Raw genomic sequence first — 12,732 nt, forward strand, 5'->3', positions numbered from 1 at the left:
TTCACGCCATTTGTCTATCTACGTCTTTGATTTTGCAACCAAGCGTTCAATCCGAAGAAGCAGATCCTCGGGGGAGACTTGACCAAGAATTGTGTCGAAAACATGGCCTTCTGCGTCCAACAACACCGTAAAAGGCAAGCCGCCTGCTGCATTGCCCAACTCTCGAACAAGCGCAATACCGGAGTGACCCGCAACATACAAAGGATACGATACAGGTATTTTAGCAACAAATTGCTTTATATTAGAAGCAGTATCAATGCCAATACCGACAAATTGAATATTTGGCAGAGATTTTGACAAAGCCTCAAGATGCGGCATCTCTTCGACGCACGGGGCGCACCATGTTGCCCAAAAATTAGCCACCACAGGTCGGCCTTTGAGCTGGCTGAGGGCAACGGCCTTGCCCTCCAGGTCAGGAAGCGTCGCCTCGTATAGCGCACGGGGATTGGGTTCAGCTTTGCGCGCCCCGGCACCTGGCAGGCTGACCGCGCGATTCGCGGCAGGCGCACGCCGCGAAGTGGATTGAAAGGCGAACCAAGCCGTCGTGGCGATCGCCACCAGACCCGCCCCGCCAAAAATGATGGTTCTTCTCTTCATAATCCACATCATAGCGCCACCAAGACTGAATCTTGGTAGAAACCACCGCCGCTTGCCGGTCACCAAACTTGTCGACATCTGCCTCTACAATGCGGGCAGGAGATTGGTCATGCATCTGCATATATTGGGAATTTGCGGCACGTTTATGGGTGGACTGGCGCTCATCGCGCGCGCCGCCGGACATCGCGTCACAGGGTGCGATGCGGGCGTCTACCCGCCGATGAGCACGCAACTCGAAGAGCAAGGGATCGACTTGATCGAGGGATTTCAACCCGAACAGCTCTCCCTGAAGCCCGACTTATTTGTGATTGGCAACGTGGTTTCGCGCGGCAATCCATTGATGGAAGCCATTCTGGATGCCGGGCTGCCCTACACCTCAGGCCCGCAGTGGTTGGGTGAGTTTGTCTTGCAGAACCAGCATGTTCTGGCTGTCGCCGGTACGCACGGCAAAACCACTACCAGCTCCATGCTGGCCTGGATCTTGCAATGCGCGGATAAAAAGCCAAACTTCCTGATTGGCGGCGTCGCCCCCGGACTGGAAGTTTCGGCACGGCTTGATGCGGCCCAATCATTATTTGTCATTGAAGCCGATGAATATGACACGGCTTTTTTCGACAAGCGTTCGAAGTTTGTGCACTATCGACCTCGTACTGCGATCCTGAATAATCTCGAGTACGATCATGCGGATATTTTCCCTGATCTGGCGGCCATTGAGACGCAGTTTCATCATTTATTGCGCACCGTTCCACGTAGCGGGTTAGTCATCACGCCCGCGGGCGATGAAGCGCTCGCTCGAGTGATCGCACGAGGCTGCTGGGCGGAACACCAGGCAATCAATACGCCTGAAGCTTGGCACACGCGGACGCTCGATGCCGTCTCGTTCGAGGTGTTAAAGGGTCGCCACAAGATTGGGACGATCACCTGGACGCAGACGGGCCTGCATAATCAGCACAATGCGCTGGCGGCGATTGTTGCGGCCCAGCACGTGGGCGTAGCGCCCGAAACAAGTATCGCCGCACTGTGCACGTTTAGTGGCGTCAAGCGTCGTATGGAGATTCGCGGCACGGTTCGCGGGATCACGATTTACGATGATTTTGCGCACCACCCGACGGCCATCGCAACAACATTGGCCGGTTTGCGCGCGCAAGTCGGCGCAACACGCATCCTTGCAGTGCTGGAGCCACGCTCCAACACGATGAAACTTGGCACGATGGCTGCCCGCCTGCCCGCTGCGCTTTCAGACGCCGACCTGGTCTTTTGTTTTGGTCAACGCGAGGGTAAGCAAGCACTCGGCTGGGATCCGGCCGAAGTCCTCGCCTCGCTTGGTGCGCGCATGCAGGCACATCACGATATTGAGGCGCTTATCGAGGCTGTCACGCGCAGCGCACAACCCGGCGATCATATTGTCGTCATGAGCAACGGTGGTTTTGCCGGCGTGCATGGTCGACTGCTCGAGGCGCTCGCCGCCTTGCCTGTCTGAAGCCCCTTCACTGATTCACCGGAACACCTTATTCATGTACGTTTTATACGAAGAAGATGGCGCCTTTAAAACAGGCCACATCATGTCTGAAGCCGAAGCGACCCTGCAGGTCGAGTCGGAATCGGGCAAACGCAGCAAAGTGAAACGTGCAAATTGCCTCTTTACTTTCGCCAGTCCAAAACCGGACGAGCTGATGGCAGCGGCAGAGCAACTTGCCATCGACATTGATCTGCCTTTTTTGTGGGAGTGCGCCCCCACAGAAGAGTTTGATATTGACACGATGGGCGCCGAGTATTTTGGGCATGCGCCCAGTACGCTGGAGAAAACAACGCTGCTGCTCAGACTACATGGGGCTCCGATCTATTTTCACCGACGTGGGCGTGGGCGCTATCGCGCGGCCCCGCCAGAGATTTTGCAAGCCGCACTTGCCGCGCAGGAAAAGAAGCAACGCGCTGCGGCCCAAACAGACGAGTGGGCGCAAGCAATCGCTGCAGGACAACTCCCCGATGAAGTCGCACAGGCTGCGATGTCGCTGGTCACCAAACCCGACAAAAACTCTCAGGTCTGGAAGGCGCTTGAAGCGGCGTGCGCCCTTCGACAAACGTCACCCGAGCGGCTGCTGCTTGAGTCAGGTGCCTGGCCCCATGCTTTGGCACTGCACAAGGGGCGTTTTCTGACAACCCATTTCCCGCGCGGCACTGGTTTTGCTCCTTGCGAGGTACCTGATATCGGGCGCGAACTGCCGCTTGCGGAGGTCGATGCCTACTCAGTAGATGACATCAGCACCACAGAGATCGACGATGCACTGTCTGTCACCCGCTTAGCCGATGGCCTATTGCGGGTCGGTATTCATATCGCAGCGCCGGGACTGTCCGTCACGAAAGACAGCGCACTGGACAAACTTGCGCGTGCGCGAATGTCCACGGTTTACATGCCGGGGGACAAAATCCCCATGCAACCCGATGAGGTGATCGCGGCTTTTTCACTGGATGAAGGACGGCCCGTGCCGGCACTATCGCTTTATGTGATCGCCAATCCTGAGACGGGGGAAATTCTTTCGCACGAGACACGCCTCGAGCGCGTGAGCGTTCGAGCCAATCTTCGCCACAATGCGCTCGACGCATTCATCACCGAAGAATCGCTGGCGGATCCGACCCTTGAACTCCCCCATAACGACTGGATCCGTCCGCTCTGGCAACTCGCGCTCGCGCTGTGCAAGCAACGCGAAATTGTCCGGGGCAAACCTGAAAACAATAATCGCGTGGAATACAGTTTTTATGTTGACGGTGATCCCGATGATCCCGGCTCAACTGTGCGGATCGTGCCACGCTTGAGAAATGCGCCCCTGGATCGACTCGTCGCCGAATACATGATTCTGGCAAACAGCACCTGGGGAGGCTTACTCTCGACGCATGGCTTGCCGGGAATTTACCGCTCTCAACAAACAGGTCGCGTACGCATGAGCACGCATGCGCTTCCCCATGAAGCCATCGGCGTGCCGCAATATGCCTGGTGCACCTCGCCCTTGCGTCGATACGTGGATCTCGTCAATCAATGGCAATTGATTGCCGCGATTGATCATGGCGTCTCAGCACCACTGGTCGCGCCCTTCAAACCGCGGGACGCGGATTTATTCGCCATCATTGGCGGGTTTGAGTCACAATATGTCGCATGGCATGACTTTCAAAACAATATGGAACGCTATTGGTGTTTGCGTTGGCTACAACAGCAACAAATCACCAAATGTGAAGCCACCGTCCTCAAAGAGGATCTGGTCCGACTCAGCCGTGCACCCTTGGTCATTCGCCTGGCCGGCCTCCCTGCTTTGGACAGAGGGCAGCGCATCACCCTTCAAATCAATGGCTTCGATGAATTGGCGCTCGAAATGGATTGTCAGTATGTTGCCTGTATTGAAAACGAACCGCCCGAGGATCTGACACAAATAACGTGAACATCAGCAACTCCGCTCCCCTGGCAGCGACGACACCAGATCTGACGAACTGGTTAATCGCTCAACAGCGTTTCTTGCGCTGGGGTTTGTTGCTGTCTATTGCGGCGCATATGGCGCTGCTTGCCTGGCATAGGGCGACACCGCCTGCCCCGCTACCGAAACCATCCGAACTGGAAATCGTACTCGTCAATGCCGCGACGCAGAGCGAACCCACTGCGGCCCAATTGCTTGCACAAGTCAATGTCGACGGAGGGGGGACGTCTGAGCGGGGATATATGACCACGCAGGTGCCTTACTCCGGAGATATCGCCGAACCTATCATGCTGGAGGCATTGAGCAAACAAAAGCAGCAACTCGAACTTCAGCAACAGCAACTGCTCACGCAACTCACTTCTCAACAACGCACTGTTCGCAGACCGCCAAACAGCAGTTCGGCCGAGTCAAACGAAACAGCAGGAGAAGACGAAACGGATCAAGATAGTCTGGTTTTAAACGGACAAATCGCGATACTCAAACAACGTATCGAACGCGAGAATGCGCAGCCACGCAAACACTTCAACGCGGTCTCGGCCCGCCAGACGCCCTATGCAACCTATATTGACCAATGGCGCCAGCGCATTGAAAAAATCGGCACCGAGCATTACCCAAGCGGCGTAGACGGAAAGTCCTATGGCAGCGTTCAGGCCACGCTCACCATTCGATCGGATGGCACCATCGCGGATCTCACAATCAATCGACCTTCCAATCAGCCTTTACTGAATCAGGCGGTGCGTCGCATCGCCCAGCTTTCAGCCCCTTTCGCACCCTTTCCCCCGGACATGGCCAGAAAAATCGATCAACTCGTACTGACCCGAACCTGGCATTTTGTAAACGGTACTCTGGAGACCAAATAGCATGGCGCTCATCGTCAAAATCAGACCCACCTCTGGCCCAACAGACGCGAACACTGCACGCTTTGCTGTCGTCGGCCATCCAGTCAAGCACAGCCGCTCACCCTCCATTCATGCGCAATTTGCCGCGCAGACCGAGATCAAACTGATTTACGAGCGCCTGGAAGCACCGCTTGATGGTTTTAAACAGACCGTGGAACAGTTTTTCGCGTCGGGTGGGCGCGGCCTCAATGTCACCGTTCCTTTCAAGCTCGAGGCATGGGAATTGGCGCGCAGGCATCTCAGTGCACGCGCGCGCCAAGCGCAGGCTGTCAACACACTCTGGATGCGCGACGGCTCCCTGCATGGCTGCAACACGGATGGTGTGGGTTTGGTTTCCGACCTCAAACAGCTAGGCGTGCCGTGTAAAGACGCGCGCATCCTGTTAGTGGGTGCTGGCGGCGCATCGCAAGGCGTCATGGGGCCGCTACTCGATACAGGCTGCGCGAGACTACATATCGTCAATCGGACAGCCGAACGCGCGCATGCCCTCGCTGCCGAATGGCACGCCAACGAATCCATCCCCGCACAGCGCTTGACAGCGGGGAGTCTGGCTGACGCAGCCAACTCCTCCGGCTGGGATGTCGTCATCAATGCGAGTGCCAGTAGTTTGGAGGGCTTGGCACCCGCTCTGCCCTCGGGACTTTACGCCCCGAATGCATGGGCCTATGACATGATGTATGCCGCACAACCAACTGCCTTCATGCTCCAGGCAAAGGCAGATGGTGCGACCCACTTGAGCGATGGCTTGGGCATGCTGGTTGGACAGGCTGCCGAGAGTTTTTTCATCTGGCATGGAAAACGACCCGATATCCAACCCGTGCTGGCGTCTTTGCGGGCTGAAATCAGCCAATCCTGATTGGGTATTACACTTGTACCTATGAGAACCGCCCGACGCTACCTCGCCAAAGAAATCTACCGCTCCACTTCAGTGGTGCTGATCGCCTTATTGGGACTGTTCACCTTCTTTACCCTGGTGGATGAGCTCGACACGGTAGGCGACACGTTTCCTCTGACAGCATTGTTTTACCTCCAGGTACTCTCCATTCCGACGCGGCTCTACGACCTACTCCCGATCGGAGTGTTGATTGGCGCCATTTTGGCCCTCTCGAGCCTGGCTCAACGCAATGAGCTGGTGATCTTGCGGGTGTCCGGGGTCAGTGGATTCGGACTGTTAAAAATGCTGTGGACTGTCTCGTTACCCATCATTTTCGGCGCGCTGATTTTGTCCGAATTCCTGACTCCCATTGCCGAAATCAAAAGTAGTGAAACCAACCTGTTGATGCGTGGCAAAGTCGAAGGCGGCCGTTTATCCAGCGGGTACTGGTTCAAGGAACCTACACCAAACGGGGGTATGCGTATCATCAATGTCGGCAACTTGCTCTCTTCAGGTAATGTTGCCAACCTGCGCGTCTACGAGTTTCCTGATGGTCAAAAACTTTCACTCGTGGCACAGTCTGCGTCCGGTCGCTTTACCGATGGCAAGCTCGTGATGCAAAAAGTCACAGAAAATCACATCTCTCCTTCGATTGAAAAAACGCTATCCGATGCGAAGGTCTCCTCGACGCCCGCGGTGACCATCACGCAGACTGCCGAGCGTAGTTTCGATACCTCTCTGACAGCTGAACGCCTCGTCGCCAGGATTCTGACCCCCGAACGCATGTCCATGCTTGCCTTGAGTGACTACATTGACTACCTCGATCGCAACCAGTTGCAGGCAGACCGCCAGATCGTGGCAATCTGGCGCAAGCTCGCCTACCCGTTCACGCTTCTGGTGATGCTCACGATCGCCGCACCGATCAGTTTTATGCAAACACGCCGCGGTGGTGTGGGTGCAAAGGTCTTTTTGGGGATTTTGCTAGGCACCGGTTTCTTCATGATCAATCAGCTCGCGCTCAACGTCAGCCTGCTCTATAACTGGTCACCCATCGTCACCGCACTGCTGCCAAATATCGGCGCCATGATTCTTGCACTCACAGCAGTCTTTACCATGGAAAATCGTAACGCGATCGCCAATCGCAATCGCACGCGCTCTGTCTGGAAGAAGTCCCCCGTATGAGCATGTCCAGCATTTGGATGATCGGAGATATTCAAGGGTGTTGCGGCTCCCTTGAGACACTCTTATCTCAACCCGAGATTCAGGAGGATGCCGACGCGCAATTCTGGTTTGCGGGTGATCTGGTCAACCGTGGTCCTCAATCGCTCGCCACACTCAGACGCATCATGTCGCTTGGAAAGCGAGCTACCGTGGTGTTAGGCAACCACGATCTGCACTTGCTGGCGATGGCGGCCGGTGTTCGCAAAAACGGTAAAAAAGACACGCTTGATGAAGTGCTCGCAGCCGACGATGCGCAAGACATCATCGACTGGCTCCGCAAGCAACCGCTGGCGCATTACGGCTTTGGACATCTGCTCGTGCATGCTGGCGTCCTGCCACAGTGGGATACCGAGCAAACACTCGCACTCGCAGCCGAAGTACAAAGCGCGTTGCAAAGTCCGGACTGGAAAAAACATTTGCAATCCATGTACGGCAATACCCCTGATCATTGGGATGAGCGCCTCAAAGGTCCGGATCGCTTACGTGTGATCATCAATGCACTGACACGCTTGCGCTACTGCGACAAACAAGGTCGAATGAACCTGACTCTCAAGACCGAGCCGTCCAAAGACGACAAGTCACTCGTGCCTTGGTTTAGTTTGCCTAAACGTGCCACTCGCGATGTGACGGTTGTATTTGGACACTGGTCGACTCTTGGCCTCAAACTCGACAGCGATGTGATCTGCCTGGACAGCGGCTGCCTTTGGGGCGGACATTTGACGGCAGTGCGGCTGCAAGACCACGCTGTCGTGCAAGTGCCTTGTGCACAAACGCTTGATCCGTTCGAAGACTAGAGACTGAAAGTGCGATCCCTATGCGGGCGTCTGGCCCTCAAGAAACCAGTTGTTCAATAAAGCATTTACAGGTTCAGAGGCCTCGAAATTCACCCAATGTCCAACATCGGGCAAGATGACACCATGGCGCCTGGCCCGCCCCTCCACCATATTCGTCATCAAGTATTCGGGCGTGCACGTGACATCGTGCTCGCCCCAGATGAGGAAAGTCTCGCCCTTGTAGAGATCGAGCGCAGGACCTAACAGACCACGACCAGAGATTCCACGGCTGCGGAAGCGGGTGTTGATACATGAATAAGTATGGATACCCAAGGCAAAGGGATCGATCTGCTCATCGGCATAAATCATATGTGCCCAGAGGTTAAAGCGCATCGCCTCCAGAAACGCCTCCTCGGTCTCGGCGCGCTTCCAGTTGATCAGTTTGCCGCGCTCTCGACGCGGTCCGCCATGCCCGCCCGGTCCGAGCAAAGCCAAACGACGCACAGGCAAACCTTTGGCGGCGACGTTGGCGGAAACCAGGCCGCCAAAAGAAAAACCTGCCAAATCAACAGGCGTCTCAGCGCCAAAAAGTTGGGTCAGACAAGAAGCCGTCACCTCGACCATGGTCTCGAAATCGCCGAACATGGGATCGCTTGAATCACCATAACCAGCGAGATTGGGAACCCACACCGAAAAATTTTTAGACAGGGCTTCGATATTACGCGCCCAGTGCAGCCAGCTTCCGTGTCCACCATGAATCAGGACCAGGGGCGTACCCTCGCCAAACTGTCGCCAGCTCACCTGTTGTTCGCCAACCTGGACAACATGATGGACCGCGCGTTTTTCAAATTCGGCGATCCAATCAAGAGTGAGCTGATTCACGGGGCTGGACATGAAAAGGGCTTCCTGTAGGGCAAAAGGTAAAAATTGATGTGCCTGATATTATCCCAAGGGACAAGTCCGTCAAACTCATTAAAATTGTGTACAGTGCTCTTTTTCATCGTTTACAGAGCCTAAACATGATTATCGATTGCCACGGTCACTTCACCACCACCCCTCCCCAAGTCGCTAAATTTCGTGCGGATCAAATCGCAGAGTTTCAACGCACCGGCCAGGCGCCCACCACACCCCCACCCGCCGTCTCCGACGACGAAATCCGTCATGGTATCGACAACAACCAGCTGCGCATCATGAAAGAGCGCGGCATAGACATGACGATTTTCTCGCCCAAAGCGGTTGCAATGGACCATCACATGGGCAACGAGGACACTAACGTTGTCTGGGCACGTTATAACAACGAACTCATCCATCGCGTCTGCAAGCTCTACCCCGATCATTTCATTGGCGTTTGCCAGCTCCCTCAGGCCGCCGGGGTCGCACCCGGCAAGCGCGTCATCGAAGAGCTCGAACGTTGTGTCAAAGAGTTCGGCTTTATCGGCGCCAACATCAATCCCGATCCAACCGGTGGGCGCTGGAGTGATCCACCGCTCTGGGATAAAAAATGGTGGTATCCGCTTTACGAAAAAATGGTCGAACTCGACGTGCCAGCCATGATTCACGTCAGCGGATCCTGCAATCCACATTTCAATGCGGTCGCTACCCACTATATCAATGGCGACACAACTGCCTTTGTGCAGTTCATGACCTCAGATATTTTCAAAGACTTCCCGACACTGAAGTTCATCATTCCCCATGGTGGTGGCGCGGCGCCCTACCACTGGGGTCGCTATCGCGGCATGGCCCTGGACATGGGAATCTCCTCGCTGGAGGAAAAAGTACTAAACAACGTCTTTTTCGATACCTGCGTCTATCATCAGCCCGGTATCGATTTGCTGCTTCGGGTTGTACCCAACAAGAACATCCTGTTCGCTTCGGAAACAGTGGGTGCCGTTCAGGGAATCGATCCAGTGACCAATTTCTATTTCGACGATACACGCCGCTATATCGAGGCATCACCCTCGGCCGACGACTCCCAGAAAAAGAAAATCTTCGCTCACAACGCGCTCGGCGTGTATGCACGTCTGCGTGCACACCCACGTTGCCAAAGCTGCTGAGTACAGACTCAGTCCGCTTGCGTGCTTGGCTCGATCTCTCCTGAGGCGGACCGCCTCAGGACGACTTCTCTGAGCACTTGATGTGCACGGCGTCCAAGTTCCGCTCTCGTGGGCACAACCGGTTCTTCTGGCGACCAGATCGGCGGCAAAAACACGACCTCAATAGAAATACCCTGGCCCCCCAGCACTCTCCAGAGGTTCTGCATCAAATTTTCTTCGCCTACAAAGGCTGCGAAATCACTGCGTCTGCCATGATGGAAAAATAACAATGCCACGGGTTGTATGGGGACGGCCGCTCGCCTCGCCGGCTCAAAAAGATTGGCATAAAAAGGTAACAAGTCATAACCAGTGGAGGTTGTTCCCTCCGGAAACAAACCGACCACCTGGCCAGACTCAAATTTATCCTGCATGGCCCGGCCCACTTTTTGCACAGCATGTCGCGAGGCGCGCTCGATAAAGATCGTATCAGCCCCTGCGACTAACCAGCCCAACAACGGCCAGCGACGGATTTCGCTCTTTGCGATAAACACAGCGGCCCGCACTTGGTTGATCGCAAAGATGTCCAACCAGGAAACATGATTGATCACCCACAACGCAGGTCCTTGCATCAAAGGCGAACCAGAGTGTGCAACCTGAACGCCACAGAGCCGCAGCAAGATACCTGACCAGCGCCGCTTAATTTCCAGCCGCTTCAAACGACTGACAAGGGGAAAGATCAAGGCGAGGATCGACAATCCGATCAATACCCAGGACAAAGCCACAGTGGCTCTCAAGGCAAAGCGAAACACTTTCAAACAGATCGTTCCCAAACAATGTCTCCGCGCAGCACAGTCGTCTGAACGCGACCGGGCAACTCTCTGCCCAAAAATGGCGTGTGTGTACCCTGACTCAACAACGACTCGCGACACACGATCCAATAGTCCTGCGGATCGACGATACACAGATCAGCTGAGGCACCCACGCTGAGCGTACCGACTGGCGCACCCAACACAGCGCCGGGTGTGTACGTCACAAGCTTGAGGGCCTCTGTCAAGGGCACCCTTGCCTCCTGCGCCCACTTCAGAATGAGCGACAAAAGTAGCTCCACACCGATCGAGCCAGATGCCGCCCGCGCAAAGGGCCGCAGCTTCGCCTCTTCAGGCAGCGGCGTATGGTCCGAACACACCGCATCAATCGTGCCATCCAGCAGTCCCTGTCGAAGCGCATCCCGATCGCGTTGCCCCCGCACGGGAGGATCCAGTCGCAAATTGGTGTCGTAAAAACCAATGTCGATATCAGTCAGATGCACGTTGTTGGCTGCCACATCACAGGTGAGCGCCAGGCCTTCTTTTTTGGCAGCTCTGACAAGCGCGACCCCCTGTGCGCTCGACAAACGACACACATGCAAACGTACACCCGTCGCACGCTGCAATGATAGGAGTGCTTGTAGCGCAATCGTTTCTGCCTCGACCGCAATGCCTTCGAGCCCCAGACGCGTAGCATAGGCGCCACTGGCCACCACACCGGCTCGAGATAGCCAAGGGTCCTGTGGCCGCACCCACAGCGCGTAGCCAAAGCTTGCTGCGTATTGCATCGCGCGCAATAACACTGCGGTATCCTGAATAGGCGTATCTCCCTGAGACAATGCCACACAGCCTGCCTCAGTCAGTCCAACCATTTCTGTGAGGTGCTTTCCAGCCAACCGTGTTGTCATCGCACCCAAAGGATAGACCTTGAGGCCTTGCTGATCCAGGGCAACAGACTGCGCATCCATGTGTGTTCTAAAGGCTTGTACACGCTCGGGTGTATCAAGTACCGGATGAGCCTCTGGAGGGACCGCCACGCTTGTCACACCACCGGAGATTGCCGCGCGTATTTCAGGGTTGATTTGTCCAGCTACTGAATACTCGACAGATTCCCGTTCAGGCGCAGTCAACCGCACGGCAAGATCAACCAAGCCTGGTAGCACCAGTTTGTCCTTCGCATTCAATACACGCTCTGCAACAAATCCTTGTGCGGCGACACCGACTGATACGATCTTTCCATCCGCGATACAGACATCACCTACAGCATCGATTCCATTTGCTGGGTCGATGATACGTCCTTGCCGAATCAAGAGCTTCATACCGAGGCCGCCGTGATCATTTGCACAACCGCCGCCTGAACGGCCCGGGCGATCGCCTCACGAGCATCCGTCATCTCCTCTGTCATCACCAAACAATCAGATTGAGCACAGGCGAGAATTTCTTCATTCAAGCCAAAGCACTTTTTATATTCCCTAAGTGACGGAATACAAGCACTTTCAATACAGGCAGGGGATGGGTCATACGAGAGAATGACATCCGCACCCATCAAACCTTCAGCCAAACTTGTATACGCACGCACACCTAATTGAGCCAACCCTTCAGGAAGAAGCGTCAAAGGTCCCACCGCACGCACTTCGGCGACCGCAAGGGTTGTAAGAGCATGAATATTCGAACGCGCCACGCGCGAGCGCACAAGATCCCCGACCAGCACAACAGTGAGATGGGAGAAATCTTTTTTGACCTGCCGGATGATGTACATATCGACTAATGCACGCAAAGGCTCGGCATGACAACCATCTCCCGCGTTGATCAAATGCACCAACGCATCAAGCCCTTTTGCGTGCAACAGTCCGGCCTGCTGCACCTCCAAATACGGCGCGCCACTGTCTTGATAAGATCGGAGCTCGATAGCCTTCGGGAGGGCAGTCGAAAGAGGCTGAGTGGATGCGCTCAAAAGTTCAGCCGTATCAAGAATACGCGTCAACAAGGCTCGGGAGAGCCCCTCTGTCGTGATGAGATGCTTGAGTTCGCCGCGCGGATTGAGTTGAGGATGGCGCATGTAGGC

General features: G+C 55.3%; 12 protein-coding genes. 7 read left to right on the forward strand and 5 right to left on the reverse strand.

The window, feature by feature from the left end; genetic code table 11:
- Nucleotides 1-18: 18 nt before the first annotated feature.
- Nucleotides 19-675, reverse strand: coding sequence for a TlpA family protein disulfide reductase (locus QWY27_RS01200; protein WP_290193933.1), 657 nt, complete (start codon nt 673-675; stop codon nt 19-21).
- 31 nt (nt 676-706) lie between these two features.
- On the opposite strand from QWY27_RS01200, the gene mpl reads away from it, so the two are divergent.
- The 6 genes from mpl to QWY27_RS01230 are packed head-to-tail and all read left to right on the forward strand — an operon-like array spanning nt 707 to nt 7,849.
- Nucleotides 707-2,077 (forward strand): UDP-N-acetylmuramate:L-alanyl-gamma-D-glutamyl-meso-diaminopimelate ligase, encoded by a 1,371-nt coding sequence (mpl, locus tag QWY27_RS01205; protein ID WP_290193934.1) that lies wholly within the window; start codon nt 707-709, stop codon nt 2,075-2,077.
- Between the two features lie 34 nt (nt 2,078-2,111).
- Nucleotides 2,112-4,028, forward strand: a complete 1,917-nt coding sequence (locus tag QWY27_RS01210) for a ribonuclease catalytic domain-containing protein (protein WP_290193935.1) — start codon at nt 2,112-2,114, stop codon at nt 4,026-4,028.
- Entirely contained in the window at nt 4,025-4,921 is an 897-nt protein-coding gene (locus tag QWY27_RS01215) for a TonB family protein (RefSeq protein ID WP_290193936.1), read from the forward strand. Before QWY27_RS01210 ends, QWY27_RS01215 begins: the two co-directional genes overlap by 4 nt.
- Nucleotide 4,922: 1 nt before the next feature.
- On the forward strand, nt 4,923-5,816 hold the full coding sequence (gene aroE / locus QWY27_RS01220; RefSeq protein ID WP_290193937.1) for a shikimate dehydrogenase: 894 nt from the start codon (nt 4,923-4,925) through the stop codon (nt 5,814-5,816).
- Between the two features lie 21 nt (nt 5,817-5,837).
- Complete coding sequence (gene lptG / locus QWY27_RS01225; protein ID WP_290193938.1) at nt 5,838-7,016, forward strand: LPS export ABC transporter permease LptG; 1,179 nt, start codon at nt 5,838-5,840, stop codon at nt 7,014-7,016.
- On the forward strand, nt 7,013-7,849 hold the full coding sequence (locus QWY27_RS01230) for a symmetrical bis(5'-nucleosyl)-tetraphosphatase (protein ID WP_290193939.1): 837 nt from the start codon (nt 7,013-7,015) through the stop codon (nt 7,847-7,849). Before lptG ends, QWY27_RS01230 begins: the two co-directional genes overlap by 4 nt.
- An 18-nt stretch (nt 7,850-7,867) precedes the next feature.
- On the opposite strand, the gene QWY27_RS01235 is transcribed toward QWY27_RS01230, so the two are convergent.
- A complete protein-coding gene (locus QWY27_RS01235) occupies nt 7,868-8,722 on the reverse strand; it encodes an alpha/beta fold hydrolase (RefSeq protein ID WP_290193940.1) in 855 nt (284 codons plus the stop codon).
- Between the two features lie 125 nt (nt 8,723-8,847).
- Here QWY27_RS01235 and QWY27_RS01240 point away from each other — a divergent pair, with 125 nt between their 5' ends.
- Nucleotides 8,848-9,882 carry an amidohydrolase family protein gene (locus QWY27_RS01240; RefSeq protein WP_290193941.1) on the forward strand — a complete coding sequence of 345 codons (1,035 nt, stop codon included), beginning with the start codon at nt 8,848-8,850 and terminating at the stop codon, nt 9,880-9,882.
- 8 nt (nt 9,883-9,890) lie between these two features.
- Here the strand turns inward: QWY27_RS01240 and QWY27_RS01245 are convergent, their stop codons facing one another.
- Genes QWY27_RS01245 through QWY27_RS01255 form a run of 3 tightly spaced genes read right to left on the reverse strand, consistent with a single transcriptional unit; the run spans nt 9,891 to nt 12,726 of the window.
- Complete coding sequence (locus tag QWY27_RS01245) at nt 9,891-10,676, reverse strand: lysophospholipid acyltransferase family protein (protein WP_290193942.1); 786 nt, start codon at nt 10,674-10,676, stop codon at nt 9,891-9,893.
- On the reverse strand, nt 10,673-11,986 hold the full coding sequence (locus QWY27_RS01250) for a dihydroorotase (protein ID WP_290193943.1): 1,314 nt from the start codon (nt 11,984-11,986) through the stop codon (nt 10,673-10,675). The genes QWY27_RS01245 and QWY27_RS01250 overlap by 4 nt, the downstream gene beginning before the upstream one ends.
- Entirely contained in the window at nt 11,983-12,726 is a 744-nt protein-coding gene (locus QWY27_RS01255) for an aspartate carbamoyltransferase (protein WP_290193944.1), read from the reverse strand. The genes QWY27_RS01250 and QWY27_RS01255 overlap by 4 nt, the downstream gene beginning before the upstream one ends.
- Nucleotides 12,727-12,732: the final 6 nt, after the last annotated feature.

Source organism: Zwartia vadi, assembly GCF_030410375.1.
In the GTDB taxonomy this organism is placed as follows: domain Bacteria; phylum Pseudomonadota; class Gammaproteobacteria; order Burkholderiales; family Burkholderiaceae_B; genus Zwartia; species Zwartia vadi.

Coding starts and splice junctions, on each gene's coding strand:
- QWY27_RS01200 (WP_290193933.1), bottom strand. CDS start 675: ATGTCGACAAGTTTGGTGACCGGCAAGCGGCGGTGGTTTCTACCAAGA.
- mpl (WP_290193934.1), top strand. CDS start 707: ATGCATCTGCATATATTGGGAATTTGCGGCACGTTTATGGGTGGACTG.
- QWY27_RS01210 (WP_290193935.1), top strand. CDS start 2,112: ATGTACGTTTTATACGAAGAAGATGGCGCCTTTAAAACAGGCCACATC.
- aroE (WP_290193937.1), top strand. CDS start 4,923: ATGGCGCTCATCGTCAAAATCAGACCCACCTCTGGCCCAACAGACGCG.
- lptG (WP_290193938.1), top strand. CDS start 5,838: ATGAGAACCGCCCGACGCTACCTCGCCAAAGAAATCTACCGCTCCACT.
- QWY27_RS01230 (WP_290193939.1), top strand. CDS start 7,013: ATGAGCATGTCCAGCATTTGGATGATCGGAGATATTCAAGGGTGTTGC.
- QWY27_RS01235 (WP_290193940.1), bottom strand. CDS start 8,722: ATGTCCAGCCCCGTGAATCAGCTCACTCTTGATTGGATCGCCGAATTT.
- QWY27_RS01240 (WP_290193941.1), top strand. CDS start 8,848: ATGATTATCGATTGCCACGGTCACTTCACCACCACCCCTCCCCAAGTC.
- QWY27_RS01250 (WP_290193943.1), bottom strand. CDS start 11,986: ATGAAGCTCTTGATTCGGCAAGGACGTATCATCGACCCAGCAAATGGA.
- QWY27_RS01255 (WP_290193944.1), bottom strand. CDS start 12,726: ATGCGCCATCCTCAACTCAATCCGCGCGGCGAACTCAAGCATCTCATC.